General features: G+C 61.7%; 20 protein-coding genes and 1 tRNA gene. 10 read left to right on the plus strand and 11 right to left on the minus strand.

From position 1 onward, the window contains the following. Nucleotides 1–3 precede the first annotated feature (3 nt). A complete protein-coding gene (locus QFZ40_RS09220; protein ID WP_306904005.1) occupies nt 4–1,308 on the minus strand; it encodes a M20/M25/M40 family metallo-hydrolase in 1,305 nt (434 codons plus the stop codon). 174 nt (nt 1,309–1,482) lie between these two features. Between QFZ40_RS09220 and QFZ40_RS09225 the strand changes: the two genes are divergently transcribed. After that, nucleotides 1,483–1,565 (plus strand) — tRNA-Leu (locus tag QFZ40_RS09225). A gap of 207 nt (nt 1,566–1,772) precedes the next feature. On the opposite strand, the gene QFZ40_RS09230 is transcribed toward QFZ40_RS09225, so the two are convergent. Next, entirely contained in the window at nt 1,773–1,913 is a 141-nt protein-coding gene (locus QFZ40_RS09230; RefSeq protein WP_306904006.1) for a hypothetical protein, read from the minus strand. Between the two features lie 229 nt (nt 1,914–2,142). Here QFZ40_RS09230 and QFZ40_RS09235 point away from each other — a divergent pair, with 229 nt between their 5' ends. The 3 genes from QFZ40_RS09235 (at nt 2,143) to QFZ40_RS09245 (ending at nt 3,523) form a co-directional block, all read left to right on the plus strand. After that, nucleotides 2,143–2,331: a hypothetical protein gene (locus QFZ40_RS09235; RefSeq protein ID WP_306904007.1), complete on the plus strand. Its 189-nt coding sequence runs from the start codon at nt 2,143–2,145 to the stop codon at nt 2,329–2,331. A 396-nt stretch (nt 2,332–2,727) separates the two neighbouring features. Beyond that, nucleotides 2,728–3,261: a hypothetical protein gene (locus QFZ40_RS09240; RefSeq protein ID WP_306904008.1), complete on the plus strand. Its 534-nt coding sequence runs from the start codon at nt 2,728–2,730 to the stop codon at nt 3,259–3,261. Between the two features lie 19 nt (nt 3,262–3,280). Further along, the gene (locus QFZ40_RS09245; protein ID WP_306904009.1) at nt 3,281–3,523 is read left to right on the plus strand and encodes a hypothetical protein; all 243 of its coding nucleotides are present in this window, start codon (nt 3,281–3,283) and stop codon (nt 3,521–3,523) included. A 326-nt stretch (nt 3,524–3,849) separates the two neighbouring features. On the opposite strand, the gene QFZ40_RS09250 is transcribed toward QFZ40_RS09245, so the two are convergent. The 5 genes from QFZ40_RS09250 to QFZ40_RS09270 form a co-directional block, all read right to left on the minus strand. Further along, nucleotides 3,850–4,509: a hypothetical protein gene (locus QFZ40_RS09250; RefSeq protein ID WP_306904010.1), complete on the minus strand. Its 660-nt coding sequence runs from the start codon at nt 4,507–4,509 to the stop codon at nt 3,850–3,852. A 6-nt stretch (nt 4,510–4,515) separates the two neighbouring features. Next, nucleotides 4,516–6,081 carry a hypothetical protein gene (locus QFZ40_RS09255; protein WP_306904011.1) on the minus strand — a complete coding sequence of 522 codons (1,566 nt, stop codon included), beginning with the start codon at nt 6,079–6,081 and terminating at the stop codon, nt 4,516–4,518. Between the two features lie 869 nt (nt 6,082–6,950). Then, the gene (locus QFZ40_RS09260; protein WP_306904012.1) at nt 6,951–7,313 is read right to left on the minus strand and encodes a DUF6507 family protein; all 363 of its coding nucleotides are present in this window, start codon (nt 7,311–7,313) and stop codon (nt 6,951–6,953) included. Nucleotides 7,314–7,322: 9 nt separating this feature from the next. Beyond that, entirely contained in the window at nt 7,323–7,628 is a 306-nt protein-coding gene (locus QFZ40_RS09265) for a pore-forming ESAT-6 family protein (RefSeq protein ID WP_306904014.1), read from the minus strand. Nucleotides 7,629–7,725: 97 nt separating this feature from the next. Continuing rightward, the gene (locus tag QFZ40_RS09270; RefSeq protein ID WP_306904015.1) at nt 7,726–8,082 is read right to left on the minus strand and encodes a hypothetical protein; all 357 of its coding nucleotides are present in this window, start codon (nt 8,080–8,082) and stop codon (nt 7,726–7,728) included. A 181-nt stretch (nt 8,083–8,263) separates the two neighbouring features. Between QFZ40_RS09270 and QFZ40_RS09275 the strand changes: the two genes are divergently transcribed. From QFZ40_RS09275 to QFZ40_RS09300, 6 genes are all read left to right on the plus strand, one after another. Then, nucleotides 8,264–8,524, plus strand: a complete 261-nt coding sequence (locus tag QFZ40_RS09275; RefSeq protein ID WP_306904016.1) for a hypothetical protein — start codon at nt 8,264–8,266, stop codon at nt 8,522–8,524. Further along, entirely contained in the window at nt 8,521–9,837 is a 1,317-nt protein-coding gene (locus QFZ40_RS09280) for an EsaB/YukD family protein (protein WP_306904017.1), read from the plus strand. The genes QFZ40_RS09275 and QFZ40_RS09280 overlap by 4 nt, the downstream gene beginning before the upstream one ends. A gap of 695 nt (nt 9,838–10,532) precedes the next feature. Next, entirely contained in the window at nt 10,533–10,883 is a 351-nt protein-coding gene (locus tag QFZ40_RS09285; protein WP_306904018.1) for a hypothetical protein, read from the plus strand. A gap of 3 nt (nt 10,884–10,886) precedes the next feature. Continuing rightward, on the plus strand, nt 10,887–14,840 hold the full coding sequence (gene eccCa, locus QFZ40_RS09290) for a type VII secretion protein EccCa (RefSeq protein WP_306904019.1): 3,954 nt from the start codon (nt 10,887–10,889) through the stop codon (nt 14,838–14,840). Continuing rightward, complete coding sequence (locus tag QFZ40_RS09295) at nt 14,837–15,214, plus strand: hypothetical protein (protein ID WP_306904020.1); 378 nt, start codon at nt 14,837–14,839, stop codon at nt 15,212–15,214. Before eccCa ends, QFZ40_RS09295 begins: the two co-directional genes overlap by 4 nt. A 14-nt stretch (nt 15,215–15,228) precedes the next feature. Beyond that, on the plus strand, nt 15,229–16,086 hold the full coding sequence (locus QFZ40_RS09300; RefSeq protein ID WP_306904022.1) for a hypothetical protein: 858 nt from the start codon (nt 15,229–15,231) through the stop codon (nt 16,084–16,086). A 42-nt stretch (nt 16,087–16,128) separates the two neighbouring features. Here QFZ40_RS09300 and QFZ40_RS09305 read toward each other — a convergent pair whose 3' ends face one another. The 4 genes from QFZ40_RS09305 to QFZ40_RS09320 all read right to left on the minus strand — a co-directional run bounded on the left by QFZ40_RS09305 (nt 16,129) and on the right by QFZ40_RS09320 (nt 20,318). Then, nucleotides 16,129–17,073 (minus strand): MinD/ParA family ATP-binding protein, encoded by a 945-nt coding sequence (locus QFZ40_RS09305; protein WP_306904024.1) that lies wholly within the window; start codon nt 17,071–17,073, stop codon nt 16,129–16,131. 589 nt (nt 17,074–17,662) lie between these two features. Beyond that, a complete protein-coding gene (locus QFZ40_RS09310) occupies nt 17,663–18,403 on the minus strand; it encodes an HNH endonuclease family protein (protein ID WP_306904026.1) in 741 nt (246 codons plus the stop codon). A gap of 155 nt (nt 18,404–18,558) precedes the next feature. Next, nucleotides 18,559–19,674: a TRAP transporter substrate-binding protein gene (locus tag QFZ40_RS09315; RefSeq protein ID WP_306904027.1), complete on the minus strand. Its 1,116-nt coding sequence runs from the start codon at nt 19,672–19,674 to the stop codon at nt 18,559–18,561. Between the two features lie 245 nt (nt 19,675–19,919). Continuing rightward, nucleotides 19,920–20,318, minus strand: a complete 399-nt coding sequence (locus tag QFZ40_RS09320) for a GNAT family N-acetyltransferase (protein WP_306904029.1) — start codon at nt 20,316–20,318, stop codon at nt 19,920–19,922. Nucleotides 20,319–20,732 lie beyond the last annotated feature (414 nt).

Genomic DNA, 20,732 nt, shown 5'->3' on the forward strand with positions numbered 1-20,732 from the left:
AGCTCAGTAGTTGGTGAGCAGGGTGTCCAGCACCCGGGCGCCGAATTTGAGCGAATCAGCGGGGACCCGTTCATCCACGCCGTGGAACATGCCGGTGAAGTCGAGATCGTCCGGCAGTTGGAGCGGAGCGAATCCGTACCCGGTTATGCCGAGCCTGCTCAGGGATTTGTTGTCGGTGCCGCCTGAAAGCGTGTACGGGAGCACCTGGGCGCCCGGGTCCTCCTTGTGCAACGCATCAATCATGGAGTCCACCAGGTTTCCCGCGAACGGAACTTCCAGCGACACGTCCTGGTGCACGTAGCTGACATCGACGCCGGAGCCGGCAAGTTCGCGCACGATCTCCAGGACGTGCTCCTGCTGGCCTGGCAGCGTCCGGCAATCCACCAGGGCTTCGGCGGACTCCGGGATGACATTGTGCTTGTAACCGCCCTTCAGCAGGGTTGGGTTGGTGGTGTTCTGCAGTGTTGCGCCGACAAAGCGTGCCACTGTCCCGAGCTGACTCAGAAGCACGTCCGGATTGTCGGGATCGAACTCGACGCCGGTGAGTTCGGTCACTCCGTCCAGGAACTGGCGTGTTGTGGGGGTCAGTTCAATGGGCCATTTGTATTCACCGATCCGCGTAACCGCTGCGGCCAGCCGCGTGATGGCGTTGTCTGTGCTGATCTGGGAGCCGTGTCCGGCCCGTCCGTGGGCTACCAGGCGGAGCCAGGAAATACCCTTCTCGGCGGTCTGCAGGAGGTACGTGCGCTGGCCTCCGATGGTTGCTGAGAAGCCGCCTACCTCCGAGATGGCTTCAGTTGCCCCTTCGAAGAGTTCCGGTCGCTTGTCCACGGCGTAGCGAGCCCCGTACTCGCCGCCTGCTTCCTCGTCGGCAAAGAAGGCGAAGACGATGTCCCGTTTGGGCTTCCGCCCCGTCCGTGCGAAACTCCGCATGACCGAGAGGATCATGGCGTCCATGTCCTTCATGTCGACGGCGCCCCGGCCCCAGATCAGGCCGTCCTTCAGTTCGGCACCGAAAGGGTCCACTGACCACTGGTCGCGCAAGGCGGGAACCACGTCGAGGTGACCGTGCAGCACCAGTGCGCTGGCGGACGGGTCTTCGCCGGCCATCCGGGTGACCACGCTCGCCCGGCCCGGCGCGGATTCGAAGATCTCGGCCTTGAGTCCGACTTCCTCAATGAGTCCTGCCGTGTATTCGGCGGCGGCCCGCTCCCCCGGCCCCGAGCCGTCGCCATAATTTGATGTGTCGATCCGGATGAGCTCCTGGCAAATGCGGACAACTTCATCCTCGGGGCGGACGTCAGACATAAATTACTCCTCTTGCAGGGGCCGGCTGCTAAGAACCCGGGCCGTCTCGGTTGCCTTCAGCCTACCCACTCGCCCCGATTCCATCTTTCGCCAAGGTTCGTGTTAGAGTTTTTCTCGCTGCTTCGGAGAAAAGCGAACCGCTGAAAGGCGGAAACGTGGTCCGAAATACCACCTGCGCGGGTGGCGGAATGGCAGACGCGCTAGCTTGAGGTGCTAGTCCTCGAAAGGGGGTGGGGGTTCAAGTCCCCCTCCGCGCACTGAAAAAACCCCGGGAAACCGGGGTTTTTTTGTGTCTCCAACCACGCGAGGCCCGTTTCCAACCACGTGAGTGCTGAAATGCGTCACCCGCAAGGGGGATCGCCGCATAGTGGTTTTGTGGCCTGCATAGAGAAGCGAAAACGAAAAGACGGATCCGTCACCCGCTACATCCGGTGGGTCGACCCGGATACTAAGACGCGGATGACTCAAAAGATGGACAGCGAGGAGAGCGCCAAGTTCTCAACCTCCAGCTGCGAAGTGTCGGCAGGGGCGACCACAACAGCACCTGAATCCTCTCGGTAGACCTCGAGCTCATCGAGAACTCCGTTGATCACGTGGACGAGCACGCAAGAATCTGCGGCCCGTCACCGATGCTGGTGAGTCGATGGATGCCGGGGAACCCGCTCCGTGTGGGGCGCGTGCTGAAGTTCCTAGGCCTACTGGTGCTGGGCGCAGCGATCTTCACGTTCAACGCCATCTACCCGGTCTTCAGCCCAGGCCTGTTCTTGCTGCCGGTGATCCCTTTTCGTCCGACTGGCCTACCATGAGTACCGGGCCAAGCCACTGCAGGCGACGGTGGAGGTTTTCCTGGGTGTGGCCGCCGTCGTGCTGGCCTTCGCGATTCCCACCGCGGAGGGGGCATATAGCTCGCCGTGGGTTCACGCCGGTGGGGCGGCCACGGCAGGGCTGATGATTGCGTATTGGGCCGGGGGCCTCCCCCGCCGCTCCCGGCGCCTGCGGCTCGATGATGCGGCCATCGTTTAGAGCCAGCGACGAGGAGAGGCTTGAGGCCCTGCTATCGCAGGGCCTCCGGACCCGGCCTGGCTTGAACAGGCTGCCACCCTCTCCAAATATGGGTGCGGTCATCCGGAGCCAGCGCACCTTGAGCGAGGACGGAACCATTGACGCACACTTCAAGGAGAGATGCCAGCAGGCAGCCGTTAGTCGGCTGGGCCCCCGACTATTCCAGCACTGCAAGAACGCAATGGGCTTGCGCACACAATGCTAAGCATGCTTATTATGGTTGCAGTCGGATGGGGATCCGGTGTGAGGGGTAATCGAGAAGGGTGCGCTCAGCGAACGGGGCGCACCTTTTTCGTGCCCGCGCTTTGGTCACCACCACGGGTACGCTCGTCCCATGGGGAATCAGAAGAGCTGCGGGTGCTGCCCGAGGGATGGTCCTGGGAAGGGCAGGCCGGTCCGGAGCTGGGGTCGCTGGGTGACGGTTTCCTGGAGGATCCGGTGGACGGTCCGCTTCCCAATGGCTTCACCGAGAGCACCTGGATTCTCCACGCCCAGTTCTTCCGGCCGCCTGAGGTTCCGCCGGAGCCCGGACCCGACGATGTGAACGAAGTGCCTGGCTTCGGGTTCGGCGCGCACGCTCCTGATGGGTGGCAGAGAATCACCTGGGCTGAAACGGCCCCCCACAAAGGCGTTCCACTGCAGGGCCCCGCCGGGGATAGCGGACTGGAGATTCCACCGGCCTACTGCTGGTCAGCCCTGCTGAACGAGAGCGATGCCGGCTACGTGGTCGTGCACCCGGGCATTCACCCTGACGACTCGCTCTGGCCAACAGAAGGCTCCCTGGGTAAGGCTGACCTGGAGACGCTCGTTCCGATCCTCGCAGCGCACACCGGCTGTCCTCCATGCTGGCCACCCGGTCCAGGAGTTCACCCCGGAGCTCTGGTGGCCTGACGACCGGGCCTGGGTTGTGTTGACCGACTACGACCTCATGGGCACAAGGGTGTTCGGCAGCAAGGACCTGATCGACACCCTGCGCGCAGCCCCCGACATCGAGACGCTGGACTGGCACCGTCTCAGGCTCCGCCCGCCCGCTCCCCCGCGTGCCCCGAGCCGTTTGGAGCTGCGTGTCCAGAAGATCATGGCGGAGCAGGACGCAGCCAATGCTCAGAAGCCCGCGGACACCGAAAAGGACACCAAGGACGTCTGGATATAGGTGTCCTTTCGGAGTCACCAGGCACCATCAGCCCTCCGTGGTGAGCTGGTTGGTCCTTGCGGCTTACTCCCCGAGCATCTCGGAGTACGGGAAGTAATCCAGGTCATCTGGATGCGTGGAGCGGGATGAGTGAGAAACCATTCGTACGCGTGGTCGTCCGCCGCCGTCTGCCGGGGTTACCTAAGCACCCTTCGAGGGCGCTTCGTCGGCTTTACTGCCATTCGCATTTCAAAGTTGCCGAAGGCCTTGTTTCCGGAGGCGGACATCCGCGGCAACAGAAATGGATCCCTCCTCAGGTGAGCCAGTCAATGGCAACACAACCAGATCTAGCTGCCGAAGAGTTTTTTCCCGATTTTTGCGAATAGGCCCGGCTCCAAAGAGGGATCAATTATCGTGGGTTCAACAGAGAAGTCAGTGCCTCGGTCCGTCACGGGGCGCCGCTTATTATTCCAGTCAACGCACCTGAGCTCGGCGTTGTAGACAGGAGGTGTTACTCCCTCCCCTTGAAAGATCCGCCACATCCAGTCCGGAATGTTGTCCAATGTTCGCGGATAGGCCAACAACTGTTGCGCCCAGATAGCAGCGTCAGCCGGGCGACCCCCTGCATACCATTCCCCGTCGGAGTCCCGCTCAAGGCGCTCTTCGTCGAAAAAATCTATGCGGCCTGGCTTATCCGGAAAGACGTGAATCTCAGCAGTGGTCCATGTTCCCAGTCCTGGCCGATAGGCGAGGTCCCGGCAAGCATCTAACCATCGGTTGAGTGCTTCATGTGAAAAGTCGTCCTCGAAGCTGCGTCCCTTGTGAATATTCTTATTGCCTGCAACCTTGTGACCGTAGCCCAAAGTATTAGTTCTGCGATGCACGAGCACGTGGACCACTTCATCCGTGCCGACAGCAAAACCGGAGGCTCCAAAAGCCTCTTTCGACAGTCTTTCTAGACCAGCGATAACAAAAGGATCGGCATTCAAGTCCAGCGCATTCACCATTTCAGCCTACTTTGGATCGGGAAGATTGTTGAAGTCACGGATAAACGGCTTGTCGTTGTCGAAGAAGTACAGCAGCCTCGTAGTCTCCGGCAGACCGCGTGTATTTGCGGGCACTAGTTGCATCTCCCAAGTTAAGTCCAAGGGTGCGTCGTTGGTAAGTCGTCTTTTGACCTTCTCGATGACGTCCATCTCGGTGTCGTGAAAGCTGACGGCATCGTTCTCGGTGCCTGCTTTGCGGTTCTGCCATTCGTGATGCGGAAAGAGGCCAGCCCGCTCGCCGAGGAACCCGAGGGCGGAGGGTGCAGCATGACCGCCGTCATAACCTTTGCCGCCAAGCCGGCCGGCCTTTATTTGTTGCCACTTGTTCCGGTTCATGTCCCCAACAAGCGTTGAGGTGATGTGGCCTTTCGCCGACGCGAGGTGTCCGTTGCCGTCCATGACGAGGGTGAAAGTGTTTTGCAGCCCGCCGTCTACCTGCGCCACCACGTTATAGGTGACGTTGGGGAGGGGCTTGTTAAGTTCAGGGGACCATGCACCTTTGACTCCGGCGTAGGTGTCTACGCGGGTGACGGTACCGGTCTCATCCGTGTAGTACTTCTCGACGGTGTTCCTGTCCACCACGCTTGACTCATTTTTCATCAGACTGCGGTGTTCAATGATGTACTCGGTGTTGGGCTTCAGCTCAACCCGGGCGGCGAAGTTCTCCTTGCGGTGGATCGGGAACGTAATGTCGCCGTGCCGGAGAACAACAGTGTTGGTGACATGGTCAGGTCGGGTGAAGGGCTCGGTCCTGATTAGGTCCGTCAGGGTCGACGCTGTGCCTGCCGTCGAAGGCTTATTCGGAACAAAAGCGGGTGGGTTGTTTTCCCGGATTGAGGCGGCTTTATTGTCCAGCCAGTCAGCCGCTCTTGGACCGCCGGCATGGGCCGCTGTTCCATGGGCAAGAGCAAAATCGGTCCTGGGCAGCACATCATCTACGGTGCGGATGCCATCAGCCGTCAAGGCAATTCCAGTAGCGACTCCGCGCCGGGCCCCGGTCAGATTCTCCATAGTGGTGGACTTAGCAGTGTCCAGGATGGTGAAAACACCGACCCTCGCTTTGGTTACAGAATCCAGGACCTTGGCTGTCGTTTCGGGCATGACAATGTCCGAGACTTTCAGGGCCAAGGACCCCGGCTTCGACAGGAACGTCCCTGTCGTCCACAGTCCCTTGGACGCGCTACCTAGGGCCGAAGAAAGGCCACCAAGCCGGGTGGTGTCCATCGTGGCGATACTCAGCCGTTCCGCCGCAAGCCCGGCTTTGCTTGCCAATGCCCCAGTCTTAAGGGCCGCTCCAGCTCCCCCACCAAAGATCGTGCTCACAACATTGAACGATGCGTTGCCAATATCTCGACCGGGGTTCTGGTTGCCGCCTTCATGATCTTCAACATGGGTGAATGCCGCCAGCATGGCACCGTTATCGTCCAAGGCCCGCTGTATTCCGGGTTTATCCCTCTCCCACTGCTGCCGGTTGAAAGCCCAAGTAATAGGAACAGATGCCAACATGCCCGCGTTCCCCAGCATGGTGTTCATGCCGCCCCACGCCCGCTCCCGCTTGACGTCGTTCCCGGTGCCAGTCAGGGACCAGATCCCATCTATAAGCTCCACTGCGCCGGCGCCCATGCCCTGGAGCAACCCCGCTACCCCGCTCGGGCGGTATGGGACGGTCTGCTTACCCCACGGGTTCTCATCTCCGCCATGGTCAATTCCCGTAGCCGTCCCGGCAACAAACAACGCTTCATCAATCCAGGACCCCGATCGCAGATCCACTGGCGTAGGATGCTCTACGGTGAAGGTCTCCCCGCCGGAAACCCCGGCCAGCGCCGCCGCGCAAGTATCCTGAGCGGCCAGGTAATCATTGTGGACTGCCTGAACCTCCGCCGCCAATGCGTTGTGACGCGCGGTCAGGTCGGAGTCACTGCCCCAGTGCTGCTGGACCCGGGTCGTGATTTGCTCGCCCTTGACCATCGTCGTTTCCTCAACGGAAGTCGGAAAAGCATCTATGTCCGCGTCAAGTTTGCCGACACTGCGACCGTAGGCCTCAAGACGCTGCCGCAGGTCCCGACAGGTGGAAGAAAACGTGCACAATGCCTCGGAGGTCATCTGAGCGTCATCGGAGACCTTGGCAGCCAGAGGCGAAACCTTTGTAAAAGCAGCCAGAACGGTCGGGGATTCCTCCGAGACATAGGAGGACCCGAGTCCCGACCACGTCTGAGCGGCCGCGTCGATGCCACTTCGGAATGCGGTTGAATGTGTGGTGAGATCGCGGGCTGCGATGTCTAGAGAATCGACGTCAGGCAGCCGGAACCCCCCGGAAGGGTCCAGTCCTGAAGACCCTGTCTGTGCGCAAACCTCTGGTGACAAAGCCATAATGCTCTAGCCCTTCAAGCTCTTAGGTAGTTCTATAGCGGCAATGGCCGGTGTCCTGCCCCGTGAAGTGACGATGGCTCCCCTGCCCGAGCCGCGCTTCGCTGGGCGCTTGAGGCCATCTCAAGGTCTCCATGGACGTAAAAGCTCAAGGCCTGCACTGTCGAAGTAACGATGCTTCCAGTTCTCGCCACAGCTTCCCTGGCGTTCGGCCCCAAGCGGTTGGTAACGACGTCGTTCAGAGCTGCTACAACGACTCCCCCAGGAATGGATGAGGCAGCGAGCAACAGGGCCTGTTCCATCCCGGCAACGGCAGGTTCCACGCTCTCCGCCTGAGCTGCCGTCGCCCTGATGGTGGAGACTGTGGAGGACACGTCGATGTTCCAACTGCCACTCATGCTGTCTCCCTAGCCGATGCCCTGAACTGCGTTCCGGGCCGAGCTGATGGCCGTTGAGGCCGTCTCGTCGTTGAGTCCCAGGGTGCTCTTGACGAGCGCAACGATGGCCTTTGTTTCATTGGCTGCAGCGTTCCAGCGTGCTTCGACTGCCTGGTACTCGGAGTCAACGCTGTCGGCCCGGAAGTCAGCCATTGCCTGGCTGACATCGGCCTGGCGCTGGCCGATCAGGGACTCCAGCTGCGCTGCAAGTGCCTGGATGTCGCCCTGGACCTGGGCGGAGACATTGGTATCGAAAGCAATTCTGTTAGCACTCATGTTTTAGCAGAGCCTGGCTGGCTCCCACTCCATTTCCGTAGATTGAACAGCAAATGCACGGCGAGACTAAACAGTCTCCACTGCACAAAAGAAGTAGCTAGGCGCGGCCCTGGAAGCGGGCGCCGTCAAAGTTCGCTGAACCCTCGCTCTGCCGGGCGTTGTCGCTCGCGGCCAAATCGCCCTGCTGGAACGCGGTGTTCATCCCGCTTTGGCCTTGAACGATGCCTGCCAGCGCAGCATTAAGTTCGGAGGCCACCAGATCCGAGCGGTTCTTGAAATTATCGAACGCTGCCTTGCCGGCGCCGCTGAAGCGGCCCTCCAGCGGAGTCACGGCGTCCACGAAGCGACGCACGAGTGCACCAAGGTCCTGGTTCGCTGAGTCAGTCTGCCTGTTAAGGTTTCCGACAGTCTCTGCGCCCATGTCAAAAATAGCCACGAGATCCCCCACCATCATTTTGGCTGTTGAATTACTGGCTGCAGATAGCAACCGAAATACCAGCTTGCACAAAGTGACAAGATAAGTCCAGTCGATTACCAAACCTGAAAAGCGAAGCTACTTGACTTGCAAGGGCCGTTGTCTTCCGGGGTAGGTTTGTCTGTGCCGTTATTGACCGTGGAGGGGAGCGGGATCGCGCGTGGCTGAAGATTACGATGCCCGGTTGCTGGAGTCGGCGAAGGTCCGGAAGCACCGGCTCGATGATGCTCTGCTGTTTGGTGAGAATGTCCAGGAGCGGAGCTATTCGACCAACACCATGAGGCTGATGTACTCCCTGCTCATTGCCGCCCTGATAGCTGCAGTCTGCGTTGGTTTCAGCTTTGTTCAACATTTGCTCAATGAACGCAGTGCTCCTGTCGCCGCTGCAATGCTCACCTTCTGGACGGATACTCCGGTATGACCAACGCCCTGACCCGGATCACAGTTATCGCCGACCACAGACACGTAGACCTACGTGTGCCCTCCGATGAGCCTGTGGCGTCTCTGCTTCCCCAGCTTCGCGAGCTCATTTTCGACGGCGCCGAAGACCGCGCGACTCCGTCAACAGCTACCGTTCTGACGACGGCTGTTGGCGTGGTCGTTGAAGCGTCCCAGACGTTGAGGGATTCCGCCGTCCCCGATGGCGCGCGCCTGTACCTCCGGGATCAGAGTGCCATCCCGGCGTCGCCCGAGGTGTACGACGTGGCATCTTTCGCAGCTGAATCGACGGAACGCTCCCCTGCACTGTGGGCTGGTCATGTCCGCACTGCCGGCCTGGTCGCCGTCGCGGGTTTGCTGCTTGCCGGCAGCGGTAGTGCAGCCGTGCTGCAGCAGCGGGACGGGACCGTGTTTGGGGTTTTGCTGGTTGCCGCCCTGCTGTTGGCAGGATCATTGGTCAGCCGCTTCCGGTCCGTACCGGCAGGTGTTTCGGTCCTGACCGCCGGCTGGATCGTGGGATTCCCCGTAGCGCTTACAGCCCAGGGCCTCCCCTCCGGGCCGCTGTTGGTGATAACCGGCGTCCTGGCCCTTGCCGCGGCGGGTTTCGGCACCCGTCAGCATGTCCCGTTTATCGCTGCCGCCGGGTTGCTCGGGGCCCTCGGGACAGTTTGGGTGGCTGCACAGCAAGCCGCCGGTGATACAGCGCTTGCTGCCGCAGTCGCGGGGATAGTTTCTGTTCTCACTCTCGGAGTTGCGCCCAGGCTCGCCACCATTGTGGCCGGACTGAACGGGCTCGACGACGACCAGCGCCAGGGGGTGCGCCCCAACCGGCAGCGGACCATCGACGCTTTTCACGGGGCGCACCGGTCGCTCACCGGCTGGTCCTTGGTGTCGGCATTTGCAGCTTCCTTTTCTGCCGTGGTTCTGAGCCTGGCATGGGACCGCGCTGTGTGGTCCTTGTTGCTGGCTGCCGCGCTGTTGGGCTCGGTCGTTTTTCGGGGGCTGTCGTTGCCGTTGTTCTGGCAGCGGGCCGGTGTGTATGGGCTTGCCGCCGCGGGCCTGGTGGGAATTACCGCCGTCGTTTCGATTCAGCTGCACCAGCCCGCCTACCTCTTGGTAGCCGCCGCGGTCGGCGTGGCGGTACTCGTGGCGGCTCAAGGGTCGGTCCGCGAGCAATCGGGAGCCAGGCTGCGGCTCATGGCGGCGCGCACAGAGTCAGCGTGTGTCCTGGCCACCATTCCCCTGGCACTTGGTCTAACAGGAGCATACGAACAACTAGGACACACCTTTGGCTGAGCAACCACGCACAGGGTTCCCCTTCGCCCCGCAGAAAGCCTCGGAACGAGAAGATGGAAATGTCCGTGCCGAGCCCGCTAGGGGCTTTCCCGGCATGGCTCCGCCCCAACAGCAACTTGATCCTCCACCAAGGACAGCCGGTCAGGACGAGCGGCCCAATCCCCCGATGGATATGCCAAATTTTGGGCGCCGGCGGCCTCCTGCCAAACCAACCCGCCAACCGACAGGTGACACCTGGTGGGAACGTCTCCGGTTCGAAATTTCTGATGCCCTGACGTCCGGCAGCCTTTCGGACCGCCTCGTACGGGCTTCCTCAGCGGTGGAGGCTCCAATCACTACCGGGCGGAGGATCGTCGTCGTCGGAGTAGCCGGAGGGGTAGGCACCACCACGGTGGCAGCACTTTCAGCCAAACTGTTCGGCAGCATCCGGCAGGAAGCGGTGATGGCCATCGAGGCCACCGACGAAACCGGACGGCTTTTGCGATACACAGGTGCCAGCGAAAACGCCTTGCTGTCCGAGGCCTCCCTGAAACTGAGGTCCCAGCCGGTCCGGACCCTGCCCGAGGTCATCGAACCGGCGGCGTCCTGCGGTAACCAGCTGTACGCCCTTGGCCGTTCGGGACGTGTCTGCCGGCGCGGACTCACCCATTGGCGCCTCCGAGTGGGCAGATCTTTCCTCAATTTTTTCGCGGTTCGTGGCAGTAACGGTCGTCGACGCCGGAGCGTCCCCCCGCTCCCGGCAGACTGCTGCGCTGCTGGGGACCGCCCACGCAATCGTCGTAGTCGCCCCGGACACGGACTTCGGTGATGAAAGGGCAGCAGCCGTCCGGGCAGTATTCTCCTCCTCTCACCCGCAGATTCCAGTGGTCACGGTGCGCACTCGGATCAACCAGGAGATCAACGGTTCTGGCGATTCCGCCGGAATGCCCTATGACAGACACCTTGCTGCCGGCGGGCCCATCAGGCTCAGCCGGCTCGGGGCGCTGACCCGTATAGCGGCAACTGAGATCGCCGGCCTCGCGGTAGCCGCCGCCAACGGCCGGTGACCGATGAGTACCAGGATCATTCACCGTCCGGCCCGCACTACCCTTCCCGAAACACTAGCCTCGCCGGCAGTACTGGACGCGCCTCCACAATTGCCCACAGGCGGGGGCGGCATGAACATGCTCGCGCTGGTCCCCATGCTCGGGGCCGCCACGTCGGTGACGGTCATGATGCTTTTCCGTGGGTCGTCCCTTGCCGGGATCGGTGCCATCATGATGGTCGTCACCGTTTTGGCTTCCCTGGCCCTGATGCTTTCCCAACGCGGAAGATCTGCCCGTCAGCGCGGCCAGAAGCGCCGCCTTTATATGGACTACCTGCGCCGCCGGCATAAGGAATTCGAGGCCGAGGAGCGCCTGGCCAGAGTTTCCGCGAACCGCAGCCACCCGCCTGCTGACCAACTGTTGGAAATGGTGGTTGAGGACCCGCACCGGCTATGGGAAAGGCGTCGTACCAGCCCTGACTTCCTTGTCACAAGATTCGGCACCGGAGTGGTGCCGCAACGCACCATCTCTGTTCAGGACAGCGGCGACGCCGTTGAACGGCCCGATACTTTCATGCTCGCCGAGGCTGAACAGCTTCGCCAGCGTTTCGCATCAAGTCCACATATGCCGTTGACTCTGCCCCTGGCCAACGTCTCGAACATCTCCATCATCGGAGACAGGGAAACGACGCTCGCCGTCTGCAGAAGCGTCCTGATCCGGATAGCTGCATCCCATTCCCCCGAGGATGTGGAACTGGCAATTGTGGTTGCCGACGATCTCCGTGCCGACTGGGAGTGGATCAAGTGGCTTCCCCATGTCCTGGAGCGGTCGAACCAACCCAGACAAGCCGCCAATCACCAGGAGATGGCCCGGCTTCTGGGCGCCAGCCTGGATGTCCGTACCGCGGCCGTAGCCAGCTCGGCAAGGAACTTCCAGCGTCTGCCCGCTGAAGCGCTTCCACGGCTGGTGATCATCACTGATCTGCCCGGGGAGAACGCCCGGCCGCTCCCTGGCCTGCCGGCCGACATGTCGCTCTCAGACCTGGCCGTGACCTGCATTCATCTGCTGACGGACCAGAAACAGGAGCCGGACAGCGTGGACCTGCGGCTCACCGTCGCCTCCGGCGAGCTCACCCTGGTCAACACCTCGAGCAGCCAGGCCATAGCAGGCCATGCGGATGAGGTCCCTTCCGCCGTTGCTGAATCCGTTGCCCGCGCTCTGGCCCCCTTGCGTCTTTCAGAGTTGTCGCATGAGTTTGGCGAACACAAGGCATCACGAAGCTACGCTGAATCCCTGGGACTGACCGGCTACACGGCCGAAGCCATTCACCAGCTCTGGCGAACTCCGCGAGGTCCTGACTTCCTGCGCGTTGCGATCGGAATGGACGAGGATTCCTCACCCGTCTATCTGGACCTGAAAGAGCCTGCGAAGCAGGGAATGGGACCCCACGGCATCTGTGTGGGGGCCACCGGGTCCGGCAAATCCGAACTGCTCCGGACACTGGTCCTGTCCCTGCTGGCCACCCACTCCCCCGAGGACCTGAACATGGTGCTCGTGGACTACAAGGGTGGCGCAACATTCGCACCTTTCGCTGAGGCGCCCCACGTGTCCGGTCTGGTCACCAACCTCGTCAGCGACGCCAGTCTGGTTGACAGGATTTACGCGAGTCTGTCCGGCGAGGTAGTACGCCGACAGGAAATGCTCAAGTCCGGCGGTGACTTCGCCCATATTGACGACTACCGCAATGCCCGCGCCCGCAATCCCGAGGATCCTGAGCTGCGGCTTCCCCTGCCCTACCTGTTCGTTTGCATTGACGAATTCGGTGAACTCCTCACAGCGCGCTCCGATTTCATCGACCTCCTCCTCTCGATCGGACGCATTGGACGCTCCATCGGCATCCATTTGCTCCTGTCCAGCCAGAAGGTCGAATCAGGGATGCTTCGAGGGCTGGAGACCTACCTTGCCTACCGGATTGCGCTGCACACCAATTCAGAAAGCGAAAGCCGCACGGTCATTGACGTACCGGACGCCTACCACCTGCCCAACACACCGGGCCACGGAATCCTGAAGGTAGACACTACCGTCTTCCGTCGATTCAAGGCATCGTACGTTTCCGGTCCACTGCCCCTGGCAGCCGGGGAAGAGGACACCGCCTCCGCAACGGAGGCACCGCCACTAGTAAGCGTCTTCGGCCTTCGCCGCCCAGTCACTGTGGAACAGCCGACGGCGGCCCTCCCCACGTCTGCTGCCCCAGGATCCGCGGCTGCTTCGGACAGCCCCACCATCCTTTCGACACTCGTGGGCTTTGCCTCCAGCACCCACGCGATGACACCGCCGGTCTGGCTTCCCCCGCTGCCGGTTTCAGTCTCCCTGTCCCAGACAGGGGCGGCGCTGAACTTAACCTCGGCCGGACCGCGCCTGGAACAACCGGGTTACCTTTGCCCGGCTGTGGGCATCCTGGACGACCCTTCACGCCAGTGGCAGGGACCGTGGCACCTGGACCTGACGGCGAGGGGCGGCAACCTGGCAGTTATCGGCGCCCCACAGAGTGGTCGCAGCACTGCGCTTCGCACCATTGCCGGCGCCTTGGCCCTCAGCCACAGCGTGCAGGAGGTAAACCTGTACGGCATCGACCTTCTCGGCAACTCCTTGGCTGGTCTGGCCGCACTACCGCACAGCGCGGGCATGGCCGGGCGTGGAAACCGTGAATACCTTCGCCGGACCGTCGAAGAAGTCCATTCGCTGGTCAACGCACGGCAGGACGTTTTCGAAGCGCACCGCATCGACACGGTCAAGGCGATGCGGACAGCAAGAGCCCGTGGCGGGCTCACAGAATTGAGCTGCACCGATCTGTTCCTCTTTATCGACGGCTTCGGTGCCATGACCTCCGAGTTCCCGGAGATCGAGGAGCTGGTTCACGACATCATGACCCGCGGCAGCACCTTCGGCGTCCACGTCGTTGTCACGGTCAGGACCTGGTCTGAAATCAGGATGACGCGGCAATCCCTGATCGGCAACCGGATTGAACTCCATATCTCCGATCCGGCGGACTCCATCGACCGCCGGCTGGCCTCAACTCTCGGCGCCGGCCGGCCGGGCAGGGCGCTCACTCTGGAGAAGACCATTGGGCACTTCGCCCTCACTTCCCTGGAGAACCATCCCGACCCGGACGCGGCCGCTGTCGAACTCGAGCAACTCTGCCAGATTGTTGACAACAACACCACAGCCTCCGCTCCCCCTGTCAGGGTACTGCCGGCCGTCGTCGCGCGCCGTTCATCGACACATGCCGGGCCCGGCATCGGCCTGGGCCTGAGGGAGCAGGACCTGGGAACTGAAATCCTGGACCTCTTCGGAACCGACCCGGGCCTGCTGGTCTTCGGGGACCCCGAAACCGGCCGAACGAACCTGTTGAAAAGCATCGCCACCCAGCTGATCCAGACCAATGCTCCCGGTGAGCTGATTCTTGCTGTCTTCGATCCGCGCCAGAACCTCCGGAACTTCATTCCGGATGAGTACCTCGGCGAATACGCGTCCAACCCCCTCCTGGCCACGCAGCTTGCTGAATTTGTTGCCGCCCAGATCCAGGAACGGATGGGGGGGGACGGCAGTAAACCTGCCCTGAAGCTTCCCCGGATCGTTCTCCTAGTTGACGACTACGACATTCTCTCTGCGGCCGGGAACCAACCCCTGAGGGCACTGTCAGCCCACCTTCCGGCAGGCAAGGACGCCGGACTCCATGCCGTTGTGGCAAGCAGGATCAGCGGGGCCGCCGTCGCGATTCACGACCCGTTCCTCAGCGCCATCCGGGCAGCCGGCGGCCCCGTTGCCCTGTTCTCAGGTGAGAGGTCAGAGGGCGTAATCGCAAACGGCGAACGCCCCACCCATCTGCCAACTGGCCGCGCACGCATTCTGCGCCCTGGCCGGCGCCCCTTGATAACACAAACCTTCCTTCACCAGGACAAGGACGAATCAGCTTGAGCTACGACTTCCATCTCATTGCCGCACCGGACCCACGGCAGGGAGACTTCACCAGAGTATGCACGCTCCTCGAGGACAAATGCAGGCTGGAAGAGGCCGGCGATACCGGGCATCTCATCCTGACGCTGGGAGAGGAACAGCTGGCCCTGATCTCCAAGCCGAGCCAAATCGATAATGACGAACTGCTCCGGGTCTTTGGCTGGGCTGTAGCCAGTCAGCTGGGCGGAAGCGCCTGGGTATCCGAAGTGAACTGCCCGGAAGACAAAGACACCGCTGAAGCCGCCCGGACATTCCTCATGCTTACCGTGTCTGAAACCCGCGGACTTGTTATCGATCCACAATCCAACGAAATCCTGAATGCGCTGGAACAATGAATCAGGGATTGCCATTGCACATTATCCCTGTTCCCTCTGCCCGGCCCTGGAAAACCCATGCCCTGGCCAGGGCTCTCGCCGATGTTCCTGCCGGTGCCGTTCCCGCTGTGGCCATGCTCCGGGAGGCCCAGCCAAGCTACGGCTTAGTCGCCTTTCTCAAAGCCACTGGCGTGCCGTGGCTCAGGCCCACCCAAGACGACCAGGAACTTGAGAATGCATTGGCCGCTCACCCGGAAAATACCGCACCCCTGCTCTTGGGCAGAATTGCTATGACCGGAAGCGTCCTGCACCCAGCCACCCACGGCACGCGCATTGGCGAGCACACCGCCCGGATGCTGGAGCCCTTTCACGTGGTTCCCCTGAGGACGGGTGACACTGAGCCGCTCAGCTGGCCTTGGGATACTGTGGCGAATAGCCACTGGTTCCGGTCGCAAATGCCTTGGGCCTCCCTGATCTTCTCGGGCCCCAACGTGACGGGTTTATTGACCGCAGTGCGGACGGAATCCGGAGTGCTGGAGTCGTTCGACGCCCTGGTAACCACTGGTACGCCGGTGAGCGAAACACTACGGAATTCAGCCTTGGAGAAAGCCGCCGCGCTCAATTCCACGGATTTCAGCCTGGAGCACCACTTCGGGGCAGATCCAATGGGTGTACACCCAGGCGCCGACGGATTTCGAGTACCTTTGGCAGCCTTGGCAGGGCCAGGCATTGCCAAATCCGTCAACCTCAGACGGCGGTCCATTGAGGGTGTGGACGTGGAAAGCCTGGGGACACCCCCCTTCCAGCACCTGGCCATAAGGTTTCCGATGGTGACTGCTTGGGACCACGGCCATGGGCAGGAGCTCCGCCAGGAACTGTTCCAGACAGACTAAGCAGGACGACATAAAGCAGCGTCAACAGCCAAGGCGTTTGCGCTACAGGTAGCCGTCGACAATCGCGGCAGCGATCTCCTTATAGGCTCGGCGGGTGTTTCCGGAAAGCTTTTCGAGGGAAATCCTGTCTCCGTCAGCAACGCCGCGGTCATGCGGGACCGTGATCAGCTTGCGGCAATAGCCTGCCAGATGCTCTTCAATGGCGCGCTTGTCCACCCGGTTGGACACCTGGTCCTTGTCAGTGACCACAACGATCGCGTTGCGGGCGAGGTTCTCGTACCCGTGTCCGGCCAGCCACTGCAAAGTGTTGCGGGCACGCTTCGCTCCGCTGACGGCGTACCCGGAGGCTATGACAAGGTTGGTGGCTCTGGGAAGCACCCCTGCCATGGCCGGGTGGGACACCCCTGTTCCGCAGTCCGTCAAGGTCACCGCATAGTACTGGGAGACAAGATGATGGATCTTGGAGTACTCGGCGGCAGTCAGGGCATCGGATAATGCCGGATCCTGCTCCCCCGCTACGAGGTGCAGCCGGTTGGCGTGATGCATGTAGTCCGTCAGGGCGGTCAGGGAGTTGATCGCATCGATGTCCCTGACAATGTCTGTGACAGTGCGGGGTTTGACCTTCTGGTACAGCATCTCCCCTAGAGCGCGCTCGGCCAGGTCACCACTGTCCGGGTTGGCATCGATGGCGCAGGGGTGGTCGCCCCGGTACTCGGCAAGGATCATGCCGACCCCGACAGTCGTGGACGTCTTGCCAATGCCGCCTTTCAGGCTGAGAACGGCGGTGTTGAAGCTACCTGACAGCGGCCGGGCAATCCTTCGTTCCAGCTCAGCATCGTCCTGATCACGGGCGCTGGGGCCGAGATTAACGTACCCGCCCGTGGCTGAATAAAGTGCGCCCCTTACGCCAGTGGTTGGCCGCGGACGGTCCGGCCTGACAAACTGCGTCTCCACATAGGGTGCCCCGTACGGTGAGGGTCCGCTCACAGGCGGCGCCGCCGTCGGAACCCCTGGTGATGAAACCTGAACCATCTGGGGAAACTCACCTCTTGCCGGCAAATGAGAAGTTGGACTATCCGGCCCGGGGACACTTTCAATCGGTACACGGGAAGCTTCTGAGACGGTCCCGCTTGACGCATCAGGGACAGAGACAGCCTCAGGGGCCGGGGTCCCGGAGGCATCCGCGACAGGTTCTGCCGTGCCGTCGGGGAGAACCTGGAAATGGCCCTCTTGGCCCTTCGAATGATCAACGGCATGTGCCAGAGCTGGTGCACCCGAACTGCGTGCGTATTCGGCAAGAACGGCGATAGCTGCTGAATACGGATCCATTCCAGAAGGAGGAGCAATCGGCTCACCACCGACAGTAATCTTGCCATCGGCGAAAACCTCGACGCGTGTGGCCCCCAGATCCATCACTACACTCCTCAAAGTACTGCGTGCGCAAGCGGCGCCACCCAGTGATACTAGCCCGTTCGCGCCGTCAGGTCATGTCATGCCCAGACAACAAGGGCGTTCATTCGATGCCGGTTTCAGGTTCTTAGTCTGGATCTGTCCACTGGCGTTACGAGAAGTTGGCTTACTTGCAGTTGGCCAGGATTCCGGCGATGGCGTCGTGTTCTGGCTGCGTGACCCAGAGTTTGTATTTGGCTTTCACCTCAGTCTGGCGGGCGACGTATTCGCAGCGGAATGCCTTGTTCGCTGGCAGCCACGCATCGGCCGAGGAGTCAGACTTTTGCTGGTTGGCGGAGCCGTCGGCCGCGATCAGGTTCAGCGGGTCGTTGGCGAGCTGGAGCCGCTGTTCCGCACTGATCTGCTGGGCGCCGGTCTGCCATGCCAGGGATAGCGGAATGATGTGGTCGATCTGGACGTCGGCCGAGTCCTCCCCGCGAGTGAAGTTGATGGTCTTGCCGGTGTACTTGTCGGCCAGCTTGCCGGAGGCGATGACGCAGTTCTTGGTTCCCGCCTTGACGGTGAGCTCGGTCAGGTCGCGGCGGAGAATGTCGTTGCGGGTGTCGCACCCGTTGTGGTCCACGTCCGACCATGCCGCCCCGAACTGTTCCCGGCTGTATCCGGTCTTCGGGGCCTTCCCCTTCACCGGGATGGTTTCCAACAGCGCAATCGCGGCGGCAGACTCTGCCGGGTTGACTACAGGGCTGGCAGGGTTCTCCGCAGCGATACTGGAGGCGGCGCCTTGGATAGCTTCCGCGATCTTGGTTCCGGCCCGGGTTGCAGCATCGCAGCTGGCCAGGGAGCCGGCAAGGAAAAGGCTGGCTATGACGGTCAGGGACTTGGTGGCGGGGAAGCGAGTAATCTTCATGGTCCTCATATTTAGGGCGGAACGATTCACGTTACCCGAGTCGGCTGCAGGCCAAAGGTAAGGATGCAGTTGTGGCCGTCACACCTCGTTTCCACGAAAGCCTCTGTCTCTGACATGCGGAAACCTCCCTCTACGGGGGTGGGGCAGCCCGGGCGTCAGTAGGTGTCGTAATCGCAGGGTTTCACCGCGGCTTCGGCCGGGGTTCTGGCAGCCAGATCACGGAGTCGTGCAATGAGGCTCCTGGTGTCCGGGTCCTGTTCGAGGACGGCGTAGACAGGGGAGGCGGCCTCGCGGAAGGCAGTCAGCTGCTCTTCGGTTGCCGTCGCCACCGCGCCGCCTTCCTCGCAGTACTTCTGCGCCTCCGCCGAGAGTGGTGAGAGGAGGGATGAGGCCCAGTCCCTGGTGAAGTTTGCTGCGTCCTGGAGAATCTGTTGTTCCTCCGCCGTGAGGCTGGCCCTGGCTTTGTCGTTGATCACGAGGGTGCTGAGCTTCGAGTGGACCACCAGGTTTCCGGTGGCGATGGCGTGCCCCGTCTTGTTCAGGGCTCCGGGCAAATTGGCGGCATAGGCCATCGATGATTCCGCGCCGCCCACCGTTCCCCTTTCAACTCCATCACCGAATTCCTGGTCGCCCAGGTCTTTAGGTATGGCGCCCAAGGACTCGAGGACTTCGTAATTGGTGGCGGACAAGGGTGCCCTGATCACCATTCCCCTGATGTCACCCGGTGAAAGGATCGGCGTGGCGAAGGAGAACAGCACCCGTGGTCCGTCCGGGAACAGCGCCAGCCCCGTGACCCCCACGTCCTTCAGTCCTGCCATCATCCCCTGTGCGTACTCCGGTTTCACTACTTCCCTGATCATGGCGCTGGATGTCACCAGGAAGGGGGCGGAGAGCGCCCTGAAGGACAGCACGCCTTCGGTATCCCAGGTCCGGGCCGGAATGACAGCCATCTCCAGGTCTCCGCTCATCACCCGGTGGGCAACCACTTGGTCCCAAGCCTTCCCCGCATCGCCGCCGGCCCTGAAGACCGGTTCGATGATCAGGGCCCCGTTGGAGAGCTCCCCAACTTGGCGGGCAAATTCCTCGATCTGGCCCCGGGTGGGCACGTTCGCGTCGTCCTGCGTGCCGATGCGAAGAACCTTGATGCCGGCAGCTGCCGTAGTGGCCGGTTGGGTGGGGCCATCGGTGGAGTCGTCGTAGGTGCAAGATGCCAAGGCCAGCAGCAGGCTGAGTGTGAGGGTGGCTGCGCAGTACTTCGCTGACTTCACCATGGACATTACTTTCGGATTAGCGGGAAATGCGACAACGCAGGCGCCAGCAGGCCGTAGGCGAACCGTACTCCCGGACGTTGGCGGGAGCAAGAGCAAGCGCGCCCAGGCACGCGCGGCGGCTGCCACCTGTACATGGGCCGGGCAGAAATCGAGACGGCCATCAAGCTGACCATGAGGAGCGGCAGTCCAGACACGCTTCGTCTACACGCCTGAAGAAGCAGACGCCTTGCCTGACCGGGGGCCATCTAGCGAAGTTGAATCAAACCAGCACTAGTTGGACGGAAACCGCATGCCTCCAAGTAGAAGCTCCTTAAGTGCTCGTCGAAGTCAACATGGAGCCACTCGCAGCCCGAATCCCTTGATCTTTCTGTTGCGAGGGCCAGGAGTTGTTTCCCGATCCCCTGACGACGCGCTCTGAATGCCACCAGCGTGTCCTCGATGAACGCGTGTGCGTGCCCGTCCCAGATCACGTTGACGAAGCCTACGATGCCATTGTCGTCACGCGCTGTGACCCAGCCCAGACTCAGCCGCGAGAGAACATCCGTCCAATCGACTTCAATCGGTGCATGATCGAAGCCTTCTGCGTGCAGCTGGTTGATTTCTTCGTTCCGAACCAGGCCGCGCCATTCAAAGGTGATCGTCATGCTGAACAGCATTGCAGATGCCTTCGCCTGCTGGGCTGCCCGGGCAACGTAGTTCAGGTCGCAGTCCTGGATCGACCCGCTACAGGGCCTGATCGATGATTTGGGCGAAAGGTCAGGACAGCAGGGAACCGGGCTGTAGTGCGCGGCACCCAGCTGTAATGGTCGGTTGGGCTAGGCCCGAAGCTCGAGACCAAGATGATGTGTTGGCCCCCGACCTTCTGGTGGCTGTATAGACCGGTCCGGCGTAGAAGGAGTAGTAGCCGCGCGGGGCAGGGCCGTACGACGGGTAATTCGCGATCAAGTTCTGGCGGTGCATTTTCACACCGTATGTGCGGCCGTAAGCGATTGCCACGGAGCAGTTGTTGCGAACCGAGGCCTTCCAGTACACGCCAATCGAGCCAGTTCATCGTGCTC

This window comes from Arthrobacter pascens (assembly GCF_030816475.1).
Classification (GTDB): Bacteria; Actinomycetota; Actinomycetes; order Actinomycetales; family Micrococcaceae; genus Arthrobacter; species Arthrobacter pascens_B.